The organism is Enterococcus sp. AMC1086 (assembly GCF_058216575.1).
This window is the reverse complement of record NZ_CM177100.1, coordinates 1,892,392-1,913,481: the sequence shown is the minus strand read 5'-3', so window position 1 is coordinate 1,913,481 and position 21,090 is coordinate 1,892,392. Positions and strand designations below refer to the sequence as shown.

The 21,090-nt window shown below is 35.5% G+C and carries 21 protein-coding genes and 1 other annotated feature; of the genes, 19 read left to right on the top strand and 2 right to left on the bottom strand.

The genetic code is table 11. The features are described 5' to 3' along the window. Positions 1–28: 28 nt before the first annotated feature. The 13 genes from AC4BC4_RS09030 to AC4BC4_RS08970 all read left to right on the top strand — a co-directional run bounded on the left by AC4BC4_RS09030 (position 29) and on the right by AC4BC4_RS08970 (position 13,344). A complete protein-coding gene (locus tag AC4BC4_RS09030) occupies positions 29–2,227 on the top strand; it encodes an HD family phosphohydrolase (RefSeq protein WP_438755820.1) in 2,199 nt (732 codons plus the stop codon). Then, positions 2,227–2,703 carry an rRNA maturation RNase YbeY gene (gene ybeY, locus AC4BC4_RS09025; protein ID WP_490475460.1) on the top strand — a complete coding sequence of 159 codons (477 nt, stop codon included), beginning with the start codon at positions 2,227–2,229 and terminating at the stop codon, positions 2,701–2,703. The genes AC4BC4_RS09030 and ybeY overlap by 1 nt, the downstream gene beginning before the upstream one ends. Further along, positions 2,681–3,088: a diacylglycerol kinase family protein gene (locus AC4BC4_RS09020; protein WP_490475459.1), complete on the top strand. Its 408-nt coding sequence runs from the start codon at positions 2,681–2,683 to the stop codon at positions 3,086–3,088. Before ybeY ends, AC4BC4_RS09020 begins: the two co-directional genes overlap by 23 nt. Before the next feature lie 12 nt (positions 3,089–3,100). Beyond that, positions 3,101–4,003 (top strand): GTPase Era, encoded by a 903-nt coding sequence (gene era, locus AC4BC4_RS09015; protein WP_438755823.1) that lies wholly within the window; start codon positions 3,101–3,103, stop codon positions 4,001–4,003. Positions 4,004–4,096: 93 nt separating this feature from the next. Next, on the top strand, positions 4,097–4,906 hold the full coding sequence (gene recO / locus AC4BC4_RS09010) for a DNA repair protein RecO (protein WP_490475458.1): 810 nt from the start codon (positions 4,097–4,099) through the stop codon (positions 4,904–4,906). Positions 4,907–5,074: 168 nt separating this feature from the next. Next, positions 5,075–5,242, top strand: a binding site (T-box leader). Positions 5,243–5,375: 133 nt separating this feature from the next. Further along, positions 5,376–5,618 carry a hypothetical protein gene (locus AC4BC4_RS09005; protein ID WP_438755826.1) on the top strand — a complete coding sequence of 81 codons (243 nt, stop codon included), beginning with the start codon at positions 5,376–5,378 and terminating at the stop codon, positions 5,616–5,618. 126 nt (positions 5,619–5,744) lie between these two features. Further along, positions 5,745–6,653: a glycine--tRNA ligase subunit alpha gene (glyQ, locus tag AC4BC4_RS09000; RefSeq protein ID WP_438755827.1), complete on the top strand. Its 909-nt coding sequence runs from the start codon at positions 5,745–5,747 to the stop codon at positions 6,651–6,653. A gap of 1 nt (position 6,654) precedes the next feature. Next, entirely contained in the window at positions 6,655–8,736 is a 2,082-nt protein-coding gene (gene glyS, locus AC4BC4_RS08995; RefSeq protein WP_490475457.1) for a glycine--tRNA ligase subunit beta, read from the top strand. Positions 8,737–8,892: 156 nt separating this feature from the next. After that, positions 8,893–9,297, top strand: a complete 405-nt coding sequence (locus AC4BC4_RS08990; RefSeq protein WP_438755830.1) for a DUF2177 family protein — start codon at positions 8,893–8,895, stop codon at positions 9,295–9,297. Positions 9,298–9,305: 8 nt separating this feature from the next. Next, the gene (locus AC4BC4_RS08985; RefSeq protein WP_490475456.1) at positions 9,306–11,114 is read left to right on the top strand and encodes a DegV family protein; all 1,809 of its coding nucleotides are present in this window, start codon (positions 9,306–9,308) and stop codon (positions 11,112–11,114) included. Between the two features lies 1 nt (position 11,115). After that, positions 11,116–11,889: a DUF1295 domain-containing protein gene (locus AC4BC4_RS08980; protein ID WP_490475455.1), complete on the top strand. Its 774-nt coding sequence runs from the start codon at positions 11,116–11,118 to the stop codon at positions 11,887–11,889. Between the two features lie 13 nt (positions 11,890–11,902). Continuing rightward, on the top strand, positions 11,903–12,709 hold the full coding sequence (locus tag AC4BC4_RS08975) for a TspO-related membrane protein (protein ID WP_490475454.1): 807 nt from the start codon (positions 11,903–11,905) through the stop codon (positions 12,707–12,709). A 62-nt stretch (positions 12,710–12,771) separates the two neighbouring features. Beyond that, entirely contained in the window at positions 12,772–13,344 is a 573-nt protein-coding gene (locus AC4BC4_RS08970) for a TetR/AcrR family transcriptional regulator (RefSeq protein WP_490475453.1), read from the top strand. Positions 13,345–13,389: 45 nt separating this feature from the next. Here AC4BC4_RS08970 and yidC read toward each other — a convergent pair whose 3' ends face one another. Both yidC and AC4BC4_RS08960 read right to left on the bottom strand, forming a co-directional pair. Next, on the bottom strand, positions 13,390–14,319 hold the full coding sequence (gene yidC, locus AC4BC4_RS08965) for a membrane protein insertase YidC (protein WP_438755836.1): 930 nt from the start codon (positions 14,317–14,319) through the stop codon (positions 13,390–13,392). 122 nt (positions 14,320–14,441) lie between these two features. Further along, positions 14,442–14,717 (bottom strand): acylphosphatase, encoded by a 276-nt coding sequence (locus AC4BC4_RS08960; protein ID WP_490475452.1) that lies wholly within the window; start codon positions 14,715–14,717, stop codon positions 14,442–14,444. 119 nt (positions 14,718–14,836) lie between these two features. Here AC4BC4_RS08960 and AC4BC4_RS08955 point away from each other — a divergent pair, with 119 nt between their 5' ends. The 6 genes from AC4BC4_RS08955 to AC4BC4_RS08930 all read left to right on the top strand — a co-directional run bounded on the left by AC4BC4_RS08955 (position 14,837) and on the right by AC4BC4_RS08930 (position 21,079). Then, complete coding sequence (locus tag AC4BC4_RS08955; protein ID WP_490475451.1) at positions 14,837–15,610, top strand: TrmH family RNA methyltransferase; 774 nt, start codon at positions 14,837–14,839, stop codon at positions 15,608–15,610. Positions 15,611–15,948: 338 nt separating this feature from the next. Next, a complete protein-coding gene (gene rpsB / locus AC4BC4_RS08950; protein ID WP_438755839.1) occupies positions 15,949–16,737 on the top strand; it encodes a 30S ribosomal protein S2 in 789 nt (262 codons plus the stop codon). Positions 16,738–17,089: 352 nt separating this feature from the next. Further along, positions 17,090–17,971: a translation elongation factor Ts gene (gene tsf / locus AC4BC4_RS08945; RefSeq protein ID WP_438755840.1), complete on the top strand. Its 882-nt coding sequence runs from the start codon at positions 17,090–17,092 to the stop codon at positions 17,969–17,971. Positions 17,972–18,106: 135 nt separating this feature from the next. Continuing rightward, entirely contained in the window at positions 18,107–18,829 is a 723-nt protein-coding gene (gene pyrH / locus AC4BC4_RS08940; RefSeq protein ID WP_438755841.1) for a UMP kinase, read from the top strand. A gap of 3 nt (positions 18,830–18,832) precedes the next feature. After that, entirely contained in the window at positions 18,833–19,390 is a 558-nt protein-coding gene (gene frr / locus AC4BC4_RS08935) for a ribosome recycling factor (RefSeq protein WP_490475450.1), read from the top strand. Between the two features lie 222 nt (positions 19,391–19,612). Then, complete coding sequence (locus AC4BC4_RS08930) at positions 19,613–21,079, top strand: ABC transporter permease (RefSeq protein WP_490475449.1); 1,467 nt, start codon at positions 19,613–19,615, stop codon at positions 21,077–21,079. Positions 21,080–21,090: the final 11 nt, after the last annotated feature.

The following is a 21,090-nucleotide window of genomic DNA, read 5'->3' as shown; positions in this document are numbered from 1 at the left end:
AAGTCTGCGGAAAGGAGTGAAAATTCCGTTGAAATACTCATTACTAAAATTACGAGATAAATTAGGGAAAGCGTATATCCCGATACTTCTATTAGTTTTTTCATGTTTTTTATTTATCATTATGTTTGGTAGTGTCCACCAAAAAAGAGTAGAAATCAAAGAAGGTCAATTGGCTGAAAATACCATTCGAGCGAATAAAAACGTTGAGAACACGTACGAGACTGCCCAAAAGAAGAAGCTGGCTGCTGAAGCTGTTACACCAGAGTACATTTATCAGGAAGACACAGCGGATGTTCAGCATAAACGAATAGAAAAACTATTTAAGTTGATTATTACCGCAAATGAAAAGACGGATAAAGACTATGAAGAAAAAAAAGCGAAGGCAAAAAAAGACGAAACGATTCCGAAACCGACTACAGAAGAGAGAATCGCGAATTTAAAAGCTCAATTTGAATCGTTGGATCAAGATGAAGTTGCCTTTTACCAAAAGTTTCCAAACGTGTTTTATGAGAATATATTTTCATTAGACGAAAATCAAATTCAGCAAGTTAAAACGGAAAGTTTAAAAATTGTAGATGAAAAAATGAAAGATCATGTTCGTGAGGCTGATTTGGATAATATTCGTCAAAGTGCAATTGAAAAAATCCAATTTCTTGATGTCACGAATACCATGCAACAAGAAATTCGCTATATTGTAAATCAAGGTATCGTAGCAAATGATTTTGCTAACGATAAAAAGACTAAAGAGATGCGTCAAAATGCAATGGATGCTGTTCCACTTGCAATGATCTATCAAGGTGAAATCATCGTTCGTGAAGGAACTCAGATCGATAGTAAAGCGATGGAAAAACTTGAATTATTAGGTATGACAAATCAAAATACCTCACTATTTCCAATGGCAGCACTGGCTTTAGCAATAGTATTACAAGTGTTCGTTTTATTATTTTTTACAAAGCAAGTAGCTGAAGAAGGCAAGCGTAGACATTTTATTTTGTTTTATGTAGGTGCAATGTCACTAAGCGTTGTATTGATGAAGTTTTTCCAAATTTTCCAATCTGAACAAATGATGTATATTTCTTTGTTTTTCCCAGCAGCATTTACACCACTTGTATTAAATTATTTTGTAAGCCGGCGAGCAGGTGTTTTAGCAGCTGTTTTCCAAGTGATATTTTCGCTATTCGTATTTTATAATTCTATAGGAACAAACTCATTGACCATTATTTTGGTGAGCTACATGTTTTCTGGATTATTAGCTACAGTCGTTAAACGAACTAGAATTGCTGAACAAGGATTAGTGGCAGTTTTTTGGGTGATTATTTTCCCTGTCAGTTTAGAGTTTATTTTGATGGTTTACCAAGGTATGAGCTTTTTTGACGGTAAATCATGGACGATGATGATTTGTGCTTTAGCAGGAACCGTCTTGTCTTTCCTTGCAACGATGGGACTTCACCCGTATATCGAATTGCTTGTAACAGATGACAGTGTAATCGTCTTAAATGAACTCAGCAACCCAAATCATCCGTTGTTGAAACAACTACTTGAAGAAGCACCTGGAACGTATCACCATAGTATGATGGTGGCAAGTTTGAGTGCAAATGCAGTAGCTGAAATCGGTGGACGTTCATTATTGACACGAGTTGCTTGTTATTATCATGATATTGGTAAAATCAAGCATGCAAATTTCTTCGTTGAAAACTTGCCGGCAGGAGCTGAAAATCCACATAATTTCTTATTACCTGAAGACAGCAAACAAATTATTTTCGGACATGTCATTGATGGGGCTAAAATATTAGAAGACTATCATATGCCTGAAATGGTGATTGATATTTGCCGTCAACATCATGGAACGACATTAATGAAGTTTTTCTATGTAAAAGCAAAAGAACGAAATTCTGAGATTTCTGAATCAGATTTTAGATATCCTGGTCCTAAACCTCAAACAAGAGAAGCTGGAATCGTTAGTATTGCAGATACGTGTGAGGCTGCTGTTCGTGCGATGGATCATCCAACAAACGAGAAGATACAGGCATTTGTTCATAATGTTATTCAAGATCGGATTTCAGATGGACAACTAGATGATTGTGGCTTAACAATGAAAGAAATTCGTATTATAGAGAAGTCTTTAGTAAATGGTTTATGTAGCACTTTCCATTCTAGAATCAAGTATCCAAAAATGAAATCAGAAGCGGAAGAAATGAAAGTCGAACAAGAAAAGAGAGATGACTAATGGATATTTCATTCATTGATGAAACAGAGAATTTATCAAAAGAAAATCTAGAAGAAGTAGAAAATCTGTTGCAGTTTGCAGCGGATTTTCTGAAAATAGCTGAAGATACTGAAATGTCTGTATCATTTATGGACAATGCAGGTATTCAGGTGATAAACAGAGAGTATCGAGGAAAAGATGTCCCCACAGATGTTATAAGTTTTGCTTTGGAAGAAGAAGGACAAGACGAAATGCCAATTATATTTGAAGATGCAACGGAAGCTTTTCCAAGAAATCTTGGCGATATTATGATATCAACTGAACGTGCTGCAGAACAAGCGGTGGAGTATGGTCATTCTTTTGAACGTGAATTGGGCTTTTTGGCTGTCCACGGTTTTTTACATTTAAATGGTTACGATCATATGGAACCTGAGGATGAGAAGGAAATGTTTGGTTTACAGAAAGAGATCTTAGATGCCTATGGACTCAAAAGATAAGCGGACAGCAAAGAATAAACATTTTATAGCCTCATTAGAGTTTGCTCTTCAAGGAATCAAAACAGTATTCAAGGAAGAGCGCAATATGCGGACACATTTTATTATGGGTGTTCTAGCGATTATTATCGGTTTTGTGTTTCGACTGGCCATTTCAGAATGGTTATGGCTATTACTTGCGATTTTTCTTGTATTAGTAATGGAAATCATTAATACGGTATTTGAAAATGTAGTGGATATGGTGACCGATTTTCATTTTCATCCAATTGGTAAAAAAATCAAAGATATGGCTGCGGGCGCAGTTCTTTTGACGACAGGATTTGCTGTTGTTGTTGGAGTGCTGTTGTTTGTCCCAAAAATTTGGCAGATACTACAAGGTTTTTTATAAAGGAGAGAAACAATGACAGAAGCACATAAATCCGGATTTGTAGCGATTGTAGGAAGACCAAATGTTGGTAAATCTACTTTGCTGAACCGAATTGTCGGACAAAAAATTGCGATCATGAGTGACAAAGCTCAAACGACTAGAAATAAGATACAAGGAATTTATACTGTTCCAGAAGCACAGATCGTTTTTATTGATACACCAGGTATTCATAAACCAAAACATCGTTTAGGTGATTTTATGGTTGAAACAGCTTATAGTGCGTTACGTGAAGTGGATGCAACGCTATTCATGATCAGTGCAGATCAAAAAAGAGGTAAAGGGGATGACTTCATTATTGAGCGTCTTAAAACAATGACCAGTCCTGTTTATCTTGTCATCAATAAAATAGATACGGTTCATCCAGATCAACTTTTGGGTATCATTGAAGACTATTCAAGCCAAATGGAATTTGCAGAAGTTGTGCCGATTTCAGCTACAGAAGGGAATAATGTGGATCGGTTGATGGCTGTTTTGGTTGATCAAATGCCGGAAGGTCCTCAGTATTTTCCAGATGATCAAATCACGGACCATCCAGAATATTTTATTGTTTCTGAATTAGTTCGTGAGAAAGTGCTATTGCTTACAAGAGATGAAATTCCTCATTCAGTTGCTGTTGTAGTTGACTCTATGAAACGTGATGAGAATGATAAAGTACGTATTCAAGCAACGATTATCGTTGAACGTGACAGTCAAAAAGGGATCATTATCGGCAAAGGCGGTAAGATGCTTAAACAAATTGGAACCAAAGCCAGACAAGATATTGAATATTTACTTGATGATAAAGTTTACTTGGAACTTTGGGTAAAAGTACAAAAGGACTGGCGTGACAAAAAAGTTCATTTACAAGACTTTGGTTATCGTAAAGATGACTATTAATGAGAGCAAAAAGAACAATTCTGTATTATTACGGAATTGTTCTTTTACTTGTATCTCTGTTAAAATAGAGTAGAGCGGATAGGAGGCGAAAAAATGACCTTAGGTGAAACAAAAGGAATTATTTTATTTACCAAAGACTACAAAGAAAAAGACAAACTAGTCAAAATTTTTACGGAATCTTTTGGTAAATTGATGTTTTTTGTCAAAGGAGCACATCGCAAAAATAATCCGATCGGTCCTGCAATTTTGCCTTTTACTGAAGCTGCATACATCGGTGATTTTAGAGAAGATGGGTTGTCATTTTTAAATGGTAGTAAAGACGTCCAACCATTTCGAATGATTCAGAGTGATATTTTTATAAATGCGTATGCAACCTATATTTTGAATTTGGTCGATGCGGCAATCGATGATCGGACTTACGATCCGAACTTGTATCATTTTGTTCAGCAAGCGTTGCGTTTATTGAATGAAGGTAAAGATGCCGAGATTATCACAAATATTTTTGAAATCCAATTATTAAGTCGTTTTGGTATTACACCCGAATGGACGCATTGTACGGTCTGCCAAGAGACACGTGGAAAGTTTGATTATTCATCAAAATATAGTGGGGTTCTTTGTGAACGTCATTGGCATCTTGACAATCACCGTTACCATGCTGATCCTAGAGCAATCCATTTCATTCGCCTTTTTTCTGGGATCTCTTATGACAAGGTTCAAGATATCAATGTGAAATCGGAGACGAAAAATGCGATTAGACAAACGATTGATGAATTATACGATGAGTATGTTGGGATTCATCTAAAGAGTAAGAAATTTATTGATCAAATGAAAAGTTGGGAAGATACTTTGAAAATACCGAAACGAAAAAATAAAAATGAAGAGAATGACAAAACGATAACTTAAAATCAATGATTATAAAAACTATAGCTGAGTCAATGGATTTAAATCACGAAGATGGATCAAAAAATATTTTTTTGTTTCATATGAAGAACAATTTTACCAAAGATTGTTTGAATCTTGAAAAATAATTTGACATCTCATCAAGCAACGATTATCATAAAGAAGAAATAAATAAATACGTTGAAAAAGAAGAGTAGAAAGAACTGCTGTCATAGCGAATCTGGGAAGGTGTAAGCCAGATACAAGCAACTTTTGAAGGGCGCTTTTGAGTATGTTTAAACGAAGCTGCCGATAGTCGATATCGGAAGTAGGGTGGAACCGCGATTATTCGTCCCTATGTCTCTTTGAGGCATAGGGACTTTTTGTTGTAGTACGATGCCTGTAATACTATTGTAAAAAGCTTGTCTCTTATGTATCCAAAGAGAACAACACTTTAGTGCTATTTTTAAAATCATCGAAAAGGAGGTACAGCATGCAATTTAATGCAACATTTTTTCCTGCTGATTTTACAGAGAACAAGTTAAACGTTTTATCTCTTGTGAGACTATTGGTTCAGGTAAAGGAGAATGATGGTACAGAAATCGAAGAATTTGAAACGGACCCTAGCGAAAAGTTATATAAAATCGATACAGAATTGACAGAAACAATGAAAGTTGAAGTGTCTGTTGTTCAAGGTGAAGTAATTGAGTTTTACCCAGTTGTTACTGCGTTATGAAAAATAGCTTGGTTTTGAATGAAGAAGATAAGAAGGGAATGCGACAAAAAGTGTCACACTCATTTTTTTCTATTTTCCAGTCGAGGCTGACTAAGCTCTTTTAGCTTTTAAATTAGGAGGATCACAATGGAAAAGAAACTTACTGTGCAAGATATGATTTTAACGTTACAAAAATTTTGGTCATCAAATGGTTGTATGCTGATGCAAGCATATGATACTGAAAAAGGTGCAGGGACAATGAGTCCGTATACTTTTTTACGAGCAATCGGACCAGAGCCATGGAATGCTGCGTATGTAGAGCCATCAAGAAGACCAGCAGATGGACGTTACGGAGAAAATCCTAACCGTTTATATCAACATCATCAATTTCAAGTTGTGATGAAACCTTCACCTGAAAATATTCAGGAGTTATATTTAGAAAGTTTAGAATTATTAGGGATCGATCCATTAGCTCATGATATTCGATTTGTTGAAGATAATTGGGAAAATCCTTCTATGGGATGTGCAGGTCTAGGTTGGGAAGTTTGGCTTGATGGTATGGAGATCACTCAGTTTACCTATTTCCAACAAGTAGGAGGACTAGCTTGTCATCCAGTCACTTCAGAAATTACTTATGGAATTGAACGACTTGCGTCTTATATTCAAGAAGTAGAAAGTGTTTACGATCTAGAATGGACTGATGGCGTGAAATACGGAGAAATTTTTAATCAGCCAGAGTATGAACATTCGAAATATTCGTTTGAAATCAGCGATCAAGAAATGCTATTGGAAAACTTTGATAAATTTGAAAAAGAAGCGAAACGTTGTATTGATGAAAGTTTAGTGCATCCAGCGTATGATTATATTTTGAAATGTAGCCATACATTTAATTTATTGGACGCTCGTGGTGCTGTATCTGTAACGGAGCGCGCTGGTTATCTAGCCCGCATTAGGAACTTGGCGAAAGCTGTGGCGAAAATTTTTGTCGCAGAGCGTGAAAAATTAGGATTTCCACTTTTAAACAAAGAAAATAAAACGACTAAGGAGGCAAAATAACATGGCCAAAGACCTATTACTTGAAATCGGATTAGAAGAAATACCAGCTCATATTGTCAGCCCAAGTCGTTTACAATTGGAAAATAAAATTGTGAAATTCTTAGACGAAAATAATTTAACATATGAAACAGTTCAAAGCTTCTCGACCCCTCGTCGTCTAGCTGTTCGTGTGACACAATTGCCAGAGCAACAAGAAGATACACAAGAAGAAGTTAAAGGTCCTGCTAAAAAAATTGCTCAAGATGCTGAAGGGAATTGGAGTAAGGCCGCTGAAGGTTTTGTTCGAGGGCAAGGGCTGACGACTGATGCAATCACCTATAAAGAATTGAATGGTGTGGAATATGTCTATGTGACAAAGCATAATCAAGGACAAAAAACGATCGATGTCTTAACTGGATTGAAAGATGTTATTACAAGTTTGACTTTTCCAGTCACGATGCATTGGGCTGATTATGACTTTGAATATATACGTCCGATTCATTGGATCGTTGCTCTGTTAGATGATGAAGTGATTCCACTTACTGTTCTTGATGTAGCGACAGGAAGAAATTCTCGTGGACACCGTTTCTTAGGAGATGACGTGACGCTTAATCACTCAAATGAGTATGAAGAAAAGATGAAACAACAATTTGTTATCGTTGATCCTAATGAAAGAAAAACGATGATTATCGAACAAGCAAATCACTTAGCCAAGAAAAACAATTGGAAGTTAGATCTAGATGAGAAACTATTGGAAGAAGTCAATAATTTAGTTGAATACCCAACAGCTTTTGTGGGTGCTTTTGATGAAAAATATCTTTCTGTTCCAGATGAAGTATTAGTAACGTCAATGAAAGAACACCAACGTTATTTTGATGTACGTAATGATCAAGGATTATTACTGCCGCATTTTATTTCCGTAAGAAACGGAGACAGTGTGCATATTGAAAATGTGATCAAAGGAAATGAAAAAGTTTTGATCGCTCGTTTAGAGGATGCTGAATTTTTCTATAGCGAAGACAAAAAACTATCAATCGAAGAATGCGTTGAAAAGCTAAAAAATGTCACTTTCCATGAAAAAATCGGCACGATTTATGAAAAAATGCAGCGAGTGGGCATTATTGGACAAATCATTGGAAAAGAAGTAGGTTTATCGGAAGATGAAATGACTGATTTGAAACGTGCTTCTGAAATTTATAAATTTGATTTAGTCACAAATATGGTTGGTGAATTCCCAGAATTACAAGGAATCATGGGCGAAAAATATGCATTGCTTAAAGGCGAAAAACCTGCTGTAGCTCAAGCGATTCGTGAGCATTATTTGCCGACATCAAGTGAAGGAGAACTGCCTATTTCTGCTATTGGAGCGGTACTAGCGATCGCTGATAAATTAGATAGCGTATTATCATTCTTTGCAGTGGGTATGATTCCTAGCGGTTCTAATGATCCTTACGCGCTGCGTCGCCAAACGTACGGTGTAATCCGAATTGTTGAAAATAAAGACTGGCAGTTCCCGTTAGTTCAATTGCAGAAGGATATCGATGCAGCTGTCAATTCAGACAGCCAAAAATATGGCATTCAATTAACTAGCGGACAAGAAGAAGTTATTGACTTTGTAAAAGCGCGTCTGCGTCAGTTATTAACAACGAAAGATATGCGCCATGATGTAATCGATGCAGTCATTTCATCTGAGCAAAAAGACTTAACAAAACTATTTTCATCTGCGACGATTTTAAAAAATCATCTGCTGGATAAAGACTTTAAACCTTCAGTTGAGGCTTTGACACGAGTGATCAACTTAGCTAAAAAAGGGCACGAAATATTAAGCCATGAAGGAAAAGTTGACGCAGCTTTATTTGAAAATGATGCGGAAAAAGCTTTACATCAAGCAGTAAATAAAATTGAAGAGAAATTCAATCAAAATACAATGTCTGAAAATTATCAAGCATTGGTAGACTTACGACCGTTGATCGAACAGTATTTTGATGAAACGATGGTCATGGTAGATGATGAGAAGGTGAAAGCAAATCGTTTGAAAGAACTCAATCGAATTGCTAAAATGTCATTATCATTAGCTAGTCTTGATTTACTTGTCGTTAAATAAGAATAAAGTGAAAAAGGTGAGGAGACTAATTAAGTTTTACTCACCTTTTTTATAGAAGCAAAATTTTTTCATAAATGAATTTAACGTGGTACGATAACCTTATCATTTGATAAGGCTATCGTACCTATTTTTTTATTAACCTGAGGAGGATCTAAAATGAATCATTTTGTAAAATTATTTAGTATTGCAGCAGTGGGGTTTTTAGTACTAGATTTTATATGGTTACTTTTCATTGCGAAAAAAATCTATCAAGAATATTTAGGTTATCTATTAGGGCCCACTAAAATACTTCCAGCAGCTATTTTTTATGTATTGTATCTTATTGGAATCTTATTTTTCGTCATTTATCCTGCAATTGAAAAGGATAGTTTGATCTATGCTATTTCTGCTGGAGCATTACTTGGAGTGCTCTGTTATGGGACGTATGATTTAACCAATTTATCTACAATCAAGGACTGGCCAGTTTTTGTAACCGTTATTGATTTGATATGGGGAGGATTTGTCACTGCAGCTACTTGTGGTATAACCGTCTTTATAGCGCAGCATTTTAATTGGAGGTAAGAAGAATCATGAAAAGTCAGTCTATTGATTCCAAAGAGTTGTTATTTGCATTTCAACAAGGTGCGATTCAACTGATCAATGAGAAACAAGAGTTGAACCACATTAACGTTTTTCCTGTTTCAGATGGTGATACAGGTAGTAATTTGGCCTCATTAATGCAAACGATCCTTGAGGAAACAAAAGATGAAACAAGTTCCGTCATTGATGTTTTTGAAAAGATTGCAGAAGCTTCTTTAGTAGGAGCTAGAGGGAACTCAGGTATTATCTTTGCCCAATATTTTAATGGTATCTATAATAATTTATTGCTTCAGGACGAAAAAAATTCTGTCACTAGTTTTGTAAAAAGTGTAAAATCTGCAATCAGTGAAGCCTATCAAGCTATTGCAAATCCTGTTGAAGGTACGATTATTACAGTCATTCGCTCGTGGGCAGAAGCTTTGGATGAAAATGACCAACTAACTAGTTTAGAAGAGCTGTTACCAAATGCTCTTGTTAGAGCTGGAGAAGCACTTGAGAACACAACGAGACAACTAAAAGTCTTGCAGAGAAATCAAGTTGTTGATGCAGGTGCAAAAGGTTTTTATGTCTTTATAGAAGGGTTTACTCAAGCTTTTATCAACAAAGAGAACGTGGTTAAAACAAATATCAATGTAGACGATTCGATAAAGATGGCTCTCTCTGAATCCTTGCATCAAAATACATCTGAACCGCGATACAGATACTGCACTGAAGTTTTGTTAGATCAAGTGACACAATCAAAAAATAATATGCAAGAAAAGTTAAGTCCTTTTGGTGATTCCTTAATCGTTGCCATGAATCGAAAAAAAGCAAGAATTCATATCCATTCTAATCAACCTGATCAAGTATTGCGCTATTTAAGCACTGTTGGACAGCCAATTCAGCAAAAAGCTGATGATATGTTATTACAGTATCAAGTAAACACAAAACCAAAGGCATCCATTGCACTAGTAACGGATTCGATCGCTGATTTACCCGCTGATTATGTACTGAATAACCAAATTCATGTATTACCAATGAATATTTTGATAGGAAATACTAGTTATATCGACAAAATAACGATTCAAAGTAATCAATTTTTTGAAATAAATAAAAATCAAGCGGAACGAGCTACTAGCTCACAACCAACGTTGAAAGCAGTAGAAAATCTTTTTTCATTTTTAGAGACTAAATATGAAGCAATTTTAGTTATTACAGTGGCTAAGAAATTAAGTGGCACGTTTCATACCGTAAAAGAAGCTGCTAAGCATCTGACATCAACAACCACTAAAATTGATGTAATCGACTCCAAACAAAATTCTGCAGCACAAGGGTTACTTGTAATGAGCGCGAATGAGTGGATTCAAGAAGGGTTATCTTTTGAGGAAATTGTTGAACGAACAAAAAATAAACGGAGCCAGCTTAAAATACTCGTTAGTGTCGATGATCTAGATCCTATGGTAGAATCCGGGAGAATTCCTCAATTCGCTGGAAAAATAGCAAAGAAAATCAATTTGAAGCCTATTGTCAGTTTAAATAATGAAGGGGAAGGAACATTGAGTGAATTTGCCTTTAGTTTGGAAGGGAACGAAAGAAAAATTATTAAACAACTCAAAAAATGGCACGAGAAAAACAAAATACAACGCTATGCCATCATCCATGCCAATTCGCCAGAGCGAGCACTGCAATGGGAAAAAAACTTAATTGAACAACTTGGTTTTCAGCCGAGCTATAAAATGGATATCTCGACGGTGGTTGCTATGAGTGCGGGACAAGGAAGCGTTGCGGTTGCTGTTGAATTAGAAGAAGGAGGAAGTTAGTATGACGATTTGGATTATTAGTTTGGTACTGTTTATTTATTTTACTGCATTATTCTTTTTGGCACAATATCTTCATAATAATTCTATTGTTGACTTAGCTTGGGGAATTGGTTTTGTTATTGTCGCCGTTACTGGTTATTTAGTCATGCCAGATAAAACGAAAATCAGTACGATCATTTTATTATTGGTAAGCATTTGGGGACTGCGTTTGTTTTTCCACTTAGCTAAGAGAAATATCGGAAAACCTGAAGATTATCGTTATGTGAACATGCGGAAACGATGGGGGAAACATTGGGCAAAATTAAAAGCTTATTTAAATGTATTTGTTTTACAAGGCGTCCTTTTGTTGATCGTTTCAATGCCGGTTCTATTCGCTATGACAAGCTCAGTCAATTCATTTTATTGGTGGAACGGATTAGGTATCTTGATTTGGCTTATAGGATTTGGCTATGAAACGATTGGTGATTATGAGTTGACAAAATTTAAAAGAGAAAGTCACAATCATGGAAAACTCTTAACAACTGGATTATGGTCAACGACAAGGCATCCCAATTATTTTGGAGAAGCACTTAGTTGGTGGGGAATTTTTCTTATAAGTTTGAACGAAACACGAAATATTTGGGGCATTATTGGTCCCTTAACGATCACGTTGTTACTTTTATTTGTTTCAGGAGTGCCTTTACTTGAAAAGAAATACAAAGATCGTCCAGACTTTATTGCATATGCACAGGAAACGCCAAAATTTTTACCATTTATTGGAAAAAAAGGATTGTAAAGGAGGAATTAGAATGAACAAAAATAAATTTATAGGAGTGAAGATAGTTGTAACAATCATTTATATTGTAATGATAGCAACGAATGCTGCTGCGGTGTTATTGCCTTTAAACGGGATGACAACTCAAGAAGTTTCAGATTCATACCCTAATTTATTTGCTCCGGCAGGACTAACGTTTGCAATTTGGTCAGTTATTTACTTATTATTAGCTGGTTTCGTTGTTTATCAATGGTTTAAACCAACAAATCAATCTATATTGGCTAAAGAGCAGCTAAGCAAAAAGTTAAGAGCTCTATTTATTGTCTCTTCTATACTAAATAGTGTTTGGTTATTGGCTTGGCAATATCTTTTAATCAATTTATCTGTTGTAATCATGTTAGCCTTGCTAGCCGTGTTGGTCTATACCAATCAGCTATTAGCAAACGCAACCTTGACTAAAAAAGATTATATTTTTGTAAGACTGCCATTTAGCATTTATTTTGGTTGGATCACAATAGCTACGATCGCTAATATCACAGCTTTCTTGGTAGATAAAAACAGTGCGTTTCTGCAAAATAATCAAGTGTTATGGACAGTTGTTATATTGATCGTCGGTTTGCTAATCATAAGCGCAACTATTATTCGTAATCGTGATATTCCTTATGGATTAGCAGCATTATGGGCTTATTATGGTATTTTGAATAAACATCAAGCAGTAGATGGTTGGAATGGCGCTTATCCAGCCGTTATCGTTACGGTTATCATCAGTTTAGTTATATTAGCAATCGTCTGTATTTATGAATTAGTTGTAGGAATTAAAAGAAAAAAGAATGTCATTTAGCATAGGTTTCTTTGTTTGTTTCTGTTAAAATAGTAAGGAAATCAACTATAGGTGGCTAAGCAATGGATAAAGAAACGAGAAATACACGAGCTAGAATTATTCAAGTAGCAACGCGTCTATTTATGGATAACGGATATCAAAGTACATCTACAAGGCAAATCGCACAGTTGGCTGAGGTGACCCAGCCTAATTTATACCATCATTTTAGAAATAAAGAAGAAGTTTATGTCGGTGTGATTGAAAATCTATTAAGTGATGTAAACGAAGAATTAGTGGAAATCGTTGAGGATCGAACTCTTGAAACCATTAGCAAATTACAAAAATTTGCTGAATGTTTGAAAACAAAACATCCCTTTGATTTTGATTTGATGATGCTTGACTTTAGGACGAAATTGACAGATGAGACTCAGATGAAATTATTTACTCTATGGAATCAGTCCTATAAAGAACCTTTATTGAATCTTTTTAAAGAAAGTGATTTTACCATACGAACTGGATTGTCGCCAGAAATCGCAACAACACATTTTCTTAATACATTGTCTCCATATATAAAAACAGACCAAAATAGCTCATCGCTAAGTATTGCTCAGGTTGTTGATCTTTTCGTTTTTGGCGTTTCAGCAGACAAAAAATAAAACAAGAACCAACTGCAATCATTATATCGCGTTGGTTCTTGTTTTTTAATTTCTATTTTGTTTTCCGGCATTTCTACCAGTTTTAGAAGCATTCTTTGGCGTTATAGCTTTTTGCATCGTTTTTTCTTCTGTTGGTGTGACATCTTTACGAGGCACAATAACTTGTTTTGGTGGATTTTGTTTTAATTCCTCAGCTACTTGTGCTTTGATTCTTGGTTTTAAGAATTGATTTGTGATCAATGTTTGGATACTACTGAATATCCCTCCGACGACCCAATATAAAGTTACACCGGCAGGAGAGCTGATGGACATGAATACGATCATTAAAGGTGACACGATCAACATAGATTTCATTGTTTTCTTTTGCTCTTCAGGAATACCGACTGTTGAAAGATATCCTTGAAGTAAATAGGCAATACCAGCTAAAACAACAAATATGATGCTTGGTTGTCCGAGATTAACACCGAAAAATGATGCATCGGCAATTCCCTGTGTATAGCGAGCGGCAAAGAATAGCGCAGAAAAAATTGGCATTTGAATCAATAAAGGTAGGCAGCCGATACCGCCCATCATGCTCATATTGTTTTCTTTGTAGACTTGCTGCATTTCAGCTTGAGCCTGCATTTGTTCCTCACGTGTCGTTGCTTCTTTTACTTTTGCTTGTGCAGCATCGATTTGAGGTTTGATAGCTTGCATTTTTTCTGTTTGGATCATGCTTTTTTTCGATTGGTTTAACCCTAAGGGCATAATCACAAGGCGAACAATGATCGTGATAAAAATGATTGCCCAACCATAATTCCAATCGAAATTGTCCACAAGGTATGTAATGGCACTACTCATTGGTTTTACTAGTAAATTATAGATAATGCCTTCGCCAGTAGGCTGTCCGTCAGATCCTGTTTTTACACATCCAGATAAAAATAATACTAACGTGAATAGACCGGAACCAAGGAGCCACTTATTTAATTTTCGCATTTTATTCTTTCCTTTTCTTAAAAAAATTTGCACAAGATTAACTATACTTGAAAAAGCGTTTTTTTTCAATAAAAATTAGAAGAATCCGTCTCAAGACTGAGTAAGATTCTTCCAAAATTAAATTAGTTTGTAACTTTGAAGCTAGTGTATTCTTCCATTAGAGGGTTTGTTTGAATATCTACATACGTCACGCGTCCAGCAGGACTAGGGGAATCTTTGATTTTTTGGATAAACTGTTTCATTAGTTCATCCTTGCCTAAGGCTTCGATTGTGACCGAGCCATCATCTTCATTACGAACAGTGCCGTAAATACCTAATTCATCAGCAACCATTTTTGTCATATAACGAAAGCCAACGCCTTGGACTCTGCCTTGCACATTCATGCGTACTTTTCTCATCGTTGTACACCTCGCTTTTTCTTAAATCAATGATAGCGATTTTTTGATCATCTGGCAAGTAAAGTCTTGACTGTTTGATTAAAAAAAATCATGTTATAATACTTCAGTGAGGTGGGGAAATGAAAGAAATTTTATCAACGAAAAATACAATGATCAAAGACTTTAAAAAATTACATAAAAAAAAGTATCGGGAAGAGAAGCAGCAATATATAATTGAAGGATTTCATCTAATTGAAGAAGCGGCTCATGCAAAGGCTCAGATCGATTGGATTATTTTTAATCAGCGAGGGCAGACAGAATGGTCAGATTGGTTGAAAGGACAGTTGGACGAACGATTGATTCTAGTTTCGGATGAGGTATTAGAATCTCTCTCGGAACTACCAACACCACAAGGAATGCTTGCGATTGTGAGAATGCCTGAATTAGAGGGAAATATACAATTTTCAGGTGGTTGGCTGCTTTTAGATAATATTCAAGATCCAGGTAATGTTGGAACGATGATCCGAACAGCTGATGCAGCAGGGCTTTCTGGTGTAGTTTTGGGAGAAGGTAGTGCGGATATATACAATACAAAAGTGCTAAGAGCGATGCAAGGAAGTAATTACCATTTACCTGTAATACGTACTCCTTTAGCTGGAATTATTGAAGGCTTCAAAAAAGCAAAGATTCCTGTCTATGGAACGGAATTAAATCCTGAGGCCGTTTCTTATCAAAAAATATTGAGAAGTAAAAATTATGCTTTAATTATGGGAAATGAAGGACAAGGTGTTTCAACTGAATTTTTAGCCCAAACGGATCAAAATATTTATATCCCAATTAAAGGGGCAGCTGAATCACTAAACGTAGCAATTGCAGCTGGTATTTTGATGTATCATTTGGAAAATGATAACTAAATAGGCGATTTCTTAATATTGATGGAAAATAAGACTGCTATGTGTTGGTTTGCGGCAGATAATCTGATCTGTTTAATAAGGAAAGAAAATGAATGGTCAAGCAAATAGAATTGCATTCATATGATTTCAAACAGAACTATTAATAGGTGGAAAACCTGTTGAAATTGTTTTAGTTATGTTGTATAATGACAAAGGTGTTATTTTCAGTAGTACTGAAAACTACATCAAATCCACATTTTCAATATATTTCTTGTGAGGTGCTGTAGGAATACAGTCCACAAGGGAGCTTAAAATTGAAAAGAGGGAACAAATAAAAACCAAATTGGAGGAAACAAAAAATGGCAGTAATTTCTATGAAACAATTACTAGAAGCCGGCGTACACTTTGGACACCAAACTCGTCGCTGGAACCCAAAAATGAAGAAATATATCTTCACAGAAAGAAACGGAATCTACATCATTGACTTGCAAAAAACAGTTAAATTAGTAGATGCTGCTTACGATTACATGAAAAATGTTGCTGAAGATGGCGGCGTTGCTCTTTTCGTAGGAACTAAAAAACAAGCACAAGAAGCGATCAAAGACGAAGCAATTCGTTCAGGTCAATACTTCGTAAACCACCGTTGGTTAGGTGGAACATTAACGAACTGGGATACAATCCAAAAACGTATCAAACGTTTGAAAGATATCAATAAAATGGAAGAAGACGGTACTTTCGACGTTCTTCCTAAAAAAGAAGTTGTTGGTTTGAACAAACAACGTGAACGTCTTGAAAAATTCTTAGGCGGTATCCAAGATATGCCTAGAATTCCAGATGTTATGTACATCGTTGATCCTCGTAAAGAGCGTATTGCTGTTCAAGAAGCACACAAATTGAACATCCCAATCGTTGCGATGGTTGATACAAACTGTGATCCAGATGAAATCGACGTAGTAATTCCATCAAATGATGATGCAATTCGCGCGGTTAAATTAATTACTGCTAAAATGGCTGACGCTTTCATCGAAGGAAACCAAGGTGAAGATCAAGCTGTAGAAGAAATCTTTGTTGAAGAAGCAACAGAAGCTGCAACTTCTATCGAAGAAATCGTTGATGTTGTTGAAGGCACAAACGATTCAGCAGAATAATTTTAAATAACGAAGCTGTCTCGAAGGCTAGGCGAAAAAAAGCCTGTATCTCCTTTGAGATAGCTTTTTTAAAACGAATTTTATAATTAAATTATTTAGCTTCGTAGGCTGACCTTTCGGAAAAAAGATAAAACCTGATTTTGGCAAAAAGCACCAACCTCACGTTTTCCTATTTTTCTGTCAAGGTAAAACGAGCCTACTACGCTTTTAAAACTATCTAGCTTCGTAGGCTAACCTTTCGGAAAAAAGATAAAACCTGATTTTGGCAAAAAGCACCAACCTCATGTTTTCCTATTTTTCTGTCAAGGTAAAACGAGCCTACTACGCTTTTAAAACTAGGAGGAACAAAAAAATGGCAGATATTTCAGCAAAATTAGTTAAAGAACTACGCGACATGACTGGTGTCGGTATGATGGATGCAAAAAGAGCATTAGTAGAAGTAGAAGGTAACATGGAAGCGGCTGTTGATTACTTACGTGAAAAAGGGATGGCCAAAGCTGCTAAGAAAAATGACCGTGTAGCGGCAGAAGGTTTAGCAAACGTTTCTTCAAATGGTAATTTTGCAGCAATCGTTGAAGTAAACTCTGAAACAGACTTTGTTTCTAAAAATGAAATGTTCCAAGATTTAGTGAAAAAAATTGCAACTGAAATTGCGACAAATAAACCTGCAAACATGGAAGAAGCTTTAGCTCTTAAAACAGATAAAGGTACTTTAGAAACTGAATTGATCGAAGCAACAACTGTTATCGGTGAAAAAATCAACTTCCGTCGTTTTGAATTAGTAGAAAAAGATGATAATGCTGCGTTCGGAGCTTATTTACACATGGGCGGACGTATTGCAGTATTGACTGTATTAGAAGGAACAACTGACGAAGAAGTTGCAAAAGATATTGCAATGCACGTAGCAGCAATCAATCCTCGTTATGTGGATGAATCTCAAATCCCTCAAGAAGAATTAGAACATGAAAAAGCGATTCTTTCTGAACAAGCTTTAAATGAAGGCAAACCAGCAAATATCGTTGATAAAATGGTTGTTGGACGCTTAAACAAATTTAAAGCTGAAATTTCTCTAGTAGATCAACCATTCGTTAAAGATCCAGATATGACAGTTGAAAAATACGTTGCTTCTAAAGGAGCAACAGTTAAATCCTTCATCCGTTTTGAAGTTGGCGAAGGAATCGAAAAACGTGAAGATAACTTTGCAGATGAAGTAATGAGTCAAATAAAAAAATAAATCTGTTACCTGTGTAACAGTTGGGAACGCATTGAGATGCGCTCCCTTTTTTTAAGCAAATCAAAAGAAATAGACTGGCAGAATGTTCAGAGTATGTTAAAATGTTCTTAGACAAATGGTGGAGGGAAATTAAAAATGGTAAAACCTAAATATCAACGTGTTGTATTAAAGTTAAGTGGCGAAGCTTTGGCCGGAGAAGAAGGGTTTGGAATTAAACCTCCAACAATCAAAGAGATTGTAGAAGAAATTAAAGAAGTCCATGAATTAGGAATTGAGATGGCAATCGTTGTCGGTGGCGGAAATATCTGGCGTGGACAAATCGGTGCTCAAATGGGCATGGAGCGTGCGCAGGCTGATTACATGGGAATGTTGGCAACAGTAATGAACGCTTTGGCTTTACAAGATACATTAGAGAATATCGGTGTTCCGACACGTGTTCAAACATCTATCGAGATGCGTCAAATTGCAGAACCTTACATCCGTCGTCGTGCAGAACGTCATCTAGAAAAAGGTCGCATCGTTATCTTTGCGGGAGGAACAGGAAATCCGTATTTTTCAACTGATACAACTGCAGCTTTACGTGCAGCAGAAATAGATGCAGACGTTATTTTAATGGCTAAGAACAATGTTGATGGCGTGTATTCAGCTGATCCTAAATTAGATGCAAATGCTGTCAAATTTGAAGAACTAACACATTTAGATGTCATTTCAAAAGGTTTACAAGTAATGGATTCAACAGCAAGCTCACTAAGCATGGATAATGATATTCCATTAGTCGTTTTCAATTTAAATGAAACAGGTAATATTCGCCGTGCATGTCTTGGTGAAAATATTGGAACAACCGTAAGGGGGAAATAAAAAATGAGTGGAACAATTTTAGAAACTGCAAAAGAAAAAATGAGTAAAGCAGAACAAAGTTTACAACGAGAACTTGGTCAAATCCGCGCAGGACGAGCTAATGCAAGCCTTTTGGATCGGATTCAAGTAGATTATTATGGTGCGCTTACACCAGTGAATCAACTTGCTGGAATCAATATTCCAGAAGCACGCGTTTTAATGATCACACCTTTCGACAAAAATTCACTAGAAGATATTGAAAAAGCGATCCAAGCTAGTGACATAGGAATCAGCCCCACAAATGATGGTACAGTGATTCGATTAGTGATTCCTCAATTAACGGAAGAACGTCGTAAAGAATTGGCAAAAGATGTAAAAAAAGCGGCTGAAAATGCAAAAATCGCAGTCCGCAATATTCGCCGAGATGCTATGGATGAATTAAAAAAACAACAAAAAAGTAATGATATCACGGAAGATGAGTTACGTAATTTAGAAAAAGAAGCTCAAAAATTAACCGATGATAGCGTAAAAAATATTGATACTATTACTTCAGAAAAAGAAAAAGAACTTTTAGAAGTTTAATAAAATTAATATAAAACAACAAGAGATTACACTGTATTGTGTTATTTCTTGTTGTTTTTGCTTTTTTTATATAATTGTTATTTTAAATAAACGAATATTTTATTAATACTCATAATGTACCAAAAGTAGAAGTTTGAACGAGTGATAAAAAATATCTTGTTAAACCTTTAGTGTTATGGAATAATAAAGTTGGGTATATTTTTCTTAAAAGGAGATGAGAAAGTGAATTTTATCAAGCGAGCATTATTTAGTGTTACTAGGAAAAAAGGGAAGTCACTTATTCTATTTGCAGTGATATTTGTATTGGGAAATGTTATCGCAGGTTCAATCGCAATTCAGCAGTCCACACAAAATGTTGAAAAAAGTGTTAAAAAACAATTAGGTGGTATGGCGACGATACAACTTGATTACGAAAATAATCAAGATGAGTTTGCAAAAGAGGATCTTAAAATCGAACAATTAAAAGTAGATTTGATGAAAAAAATAGGAGATTCTCCATATGTGAAATATTATGACTACAATGCTGTGACGGGGGTACAAACAAATGAGCTGAAAAGTATTTCATCAGACTCAGACCAGTCTGGCATGATGATGGAAGGATTCAGTCTAAAAGGTTCCAACTACGCTAAAGTCTTAGATGTGGAAGAAAAGAACATTAAAATAGTAGAAGGTAAAGTTTTTACTCAAGAAGATATTGATAATGGTAAGAATGTTGGCTTGATCTCTTCAAAAGTCGCAGAAGAAAATGGACTTTCTGTAGGAGATCAAATGGTGATGGATACTAGAAGCTATGATTATACCGAGAGCGGTGAAGAAAAGGAATTATTCAAGATAGATGTACCGATTCAAATAATTGGGATTTTTGAGCCCACAACGGTTGAAATGAAAGATAAAGAAGACAAAAAAAATGAAGATCAAAAGATGAATCAACAATATATGTCTTTACAACAACTCAATACAATTTATTTACCAAATAAAACTGTCTTGGAAATTAACAAAGACTATTTAGAAAAATTAAAAAAAGTTGATTCAAACAGCCCGTATCTATCTGAAGAAGATCAAGAAGAATACTACACACCAGTCTATGTTTTAAAAAGCCCAGATGATGTAGAAGCATTCAAACAAGAAACACAACCACTATTACCAAAATTATATACGGTGAAAGCTTCAACAGATCAATACGAACAAATTGGTGGAAGTATGAAGAAAATGTCTCAAATTTCAGGGTACGTAGTTATGATTGCTGTAATAGCGACATTATTGATTATTTCACTTGTCGTTCTATTATTCATGCGAGATCGTAAGCATGAATTGGGAATATATCTATCTTTAGGTGATAAACGTAGTCATGTTATGGGACAAATCATCATTGAAATGTTGATCATAAGTGGTATTGCATTGATACTGTCATTGATTACAGGGAATTTCTTAGGAAAAATGGTCTCAGAATCTTTATTGAATAGTGACCTATTAAATAGCACAAGTAATCAAATGGATATGTTTATAGGATTTGACGGACTAGGTTCAACAGAACTCACAGCAGATGATATCATGAATGCTTATGAAGTGAAATTCTCTTTTGGGTATATCATCACTTACCTAGTTGTTGGGTTAGGGACGGTACTATTGGCAGCAGTATTACCATTATTGTACATCGTTCGTTTAAATCCAAAGAAAATTATGATGTAGGAGGTAAGAAA

What these genes read in the sequence shown, in the direction of transcription:
- ybeY (WP_490475460.1), top strand. Translation starts at nt 2,227, where the DNA reads ATGGATATTTCATTCATTGATGAAACAGAGAATTTATCAAAAGAAAAT.
- AC4BC4_RS09020 (WP_490475459.1), top strand. Translation starts at nt 2,681, where the DNA reads ATGCCTATGGACTCAAAAGATAAGCGGACAGCAAAGAATAAACATTTT.
- era (WP_438755823.1), top strand. Translation starts at nt 3,101, where the DNA reads ATGACAGAAGCACATAAATCCGGATTTGTAGCGATTGTAGGAAGACCA.
- recO (WP_490475458.1), top strand. Translation starts at nt 4,097, where the DNA reads ATGACCTTAGGTGAAACAAAAGGAATTATTTTATTTACCAAAGACTAC.
- AC4BC4_RS09005 (WP_438755826.1), top strand. Translation starts at nt 5,376, where the DNA reads ATGCAATTTAATGCAACATTTTTTCCTGCTGATTTTACAGAGAACAAG.
- glyQ (WP_438755827.1), top strand. Translation starts at nt 5,745, where the DNA reads ATGGAAAAGAAACTTACTGTGCAAGATATGATTTTAACGTTACAAAAA.
- glyS (WP_490475457.1), top strand. Translation starts at nt 6,655, where the DNA reads ATGGCCAAAGACCTATTACTTGAAATCGGATTAGAAGAAATACCAGCT.
- AC4BC4_RS08990 (WP_438755830.1), top strand. Translation starts at nt 8,893, where the DNA reads ATGAATCATTTTGTAAAATTATTTAGTATTGCAGCAGTGGGGTTTTTA.
- AC4BC4_RS08985 (WP_490475456.1), top strand. Translation starts at nt 9,306, where the DNA reads ATGAAAAGTCAGTCTATTGATTCCAAAGAGTTGTTATTTGCATTTCAA.
- AC4BC4_RS08980 (WP_490475455.1), top strand. Translation starts at nt 11,116, where the DNA reads ATGACGATTTGGATTATTAGTTTGGTACTGTTTATTTATTTTACTGCA.
- AC4BC4_RS08975 (WP_490475454.1), top strand. Translation starts at nt 11,903, where the DNA reads ATGAACAAAAATAAATTTATAGGAGTGAAGATAGTTGTAACAATCATT.
- AC4BC4_RS08970 (WP_490475453.1), top strand. Translation starts at nt 12,772, where the DNA reads ATGGATAAAGAAACGAGAAATACACGAGCTAGAATTATTCAAGTAGCA.
- yidC (WP_438755836.1), bottom strand. Translation starts at nt 14,319, where the DNA reads ATGCGAAAATTAAATAAGTGGCTCCTTGGTTCCGGTCTATTCACGTTA.
- AC4BC4_RS08960 (WP_490475452.1), bottom strand. Translation starts at nt 14,717, where the DNA reads ATGAGAAAAGTACGCATGAATGTGCAAGGCAGAGTCCAAGGCGTTGGC.
- AC4BC4_RS08955 (WP_490475451.1), top strand. Translation starts at nt 14,837, where the DNA reads ATGAAAGAAATTTTATCAACGAAAAATACAATGATCAAAGACTTTAAA.
- rpsB (WP_438755839.1), top strand. Translation starts at nt 15,949, where the DNA reads ATGGCAGTAATTTCTATGAAACAATTACTAGAAGCCGGCGTACACTTT.
- tsf (WP_438755840.1), top strand. Translation starts at nt 17,090, where the DNA reads ATGGCAGATATTTCAGCAAAATTAGTTAAAGAACTACGCGACATGACT.
- pyrH (WP_438755841.1), top strand. Translation starts at nt 18,107, where the DNA reads ATGGTAAAACCTAAATATCAACGTGTTGTATTAAAGTTAAGTGGCGAA.
- frr (WP_490475450.1), top strand. Translation starts at nt 18,833, where the DNA reads ATGAGTGGAACAATTTTAGAAACTGCAAAAGAAAAAATGAGTAAAGCA.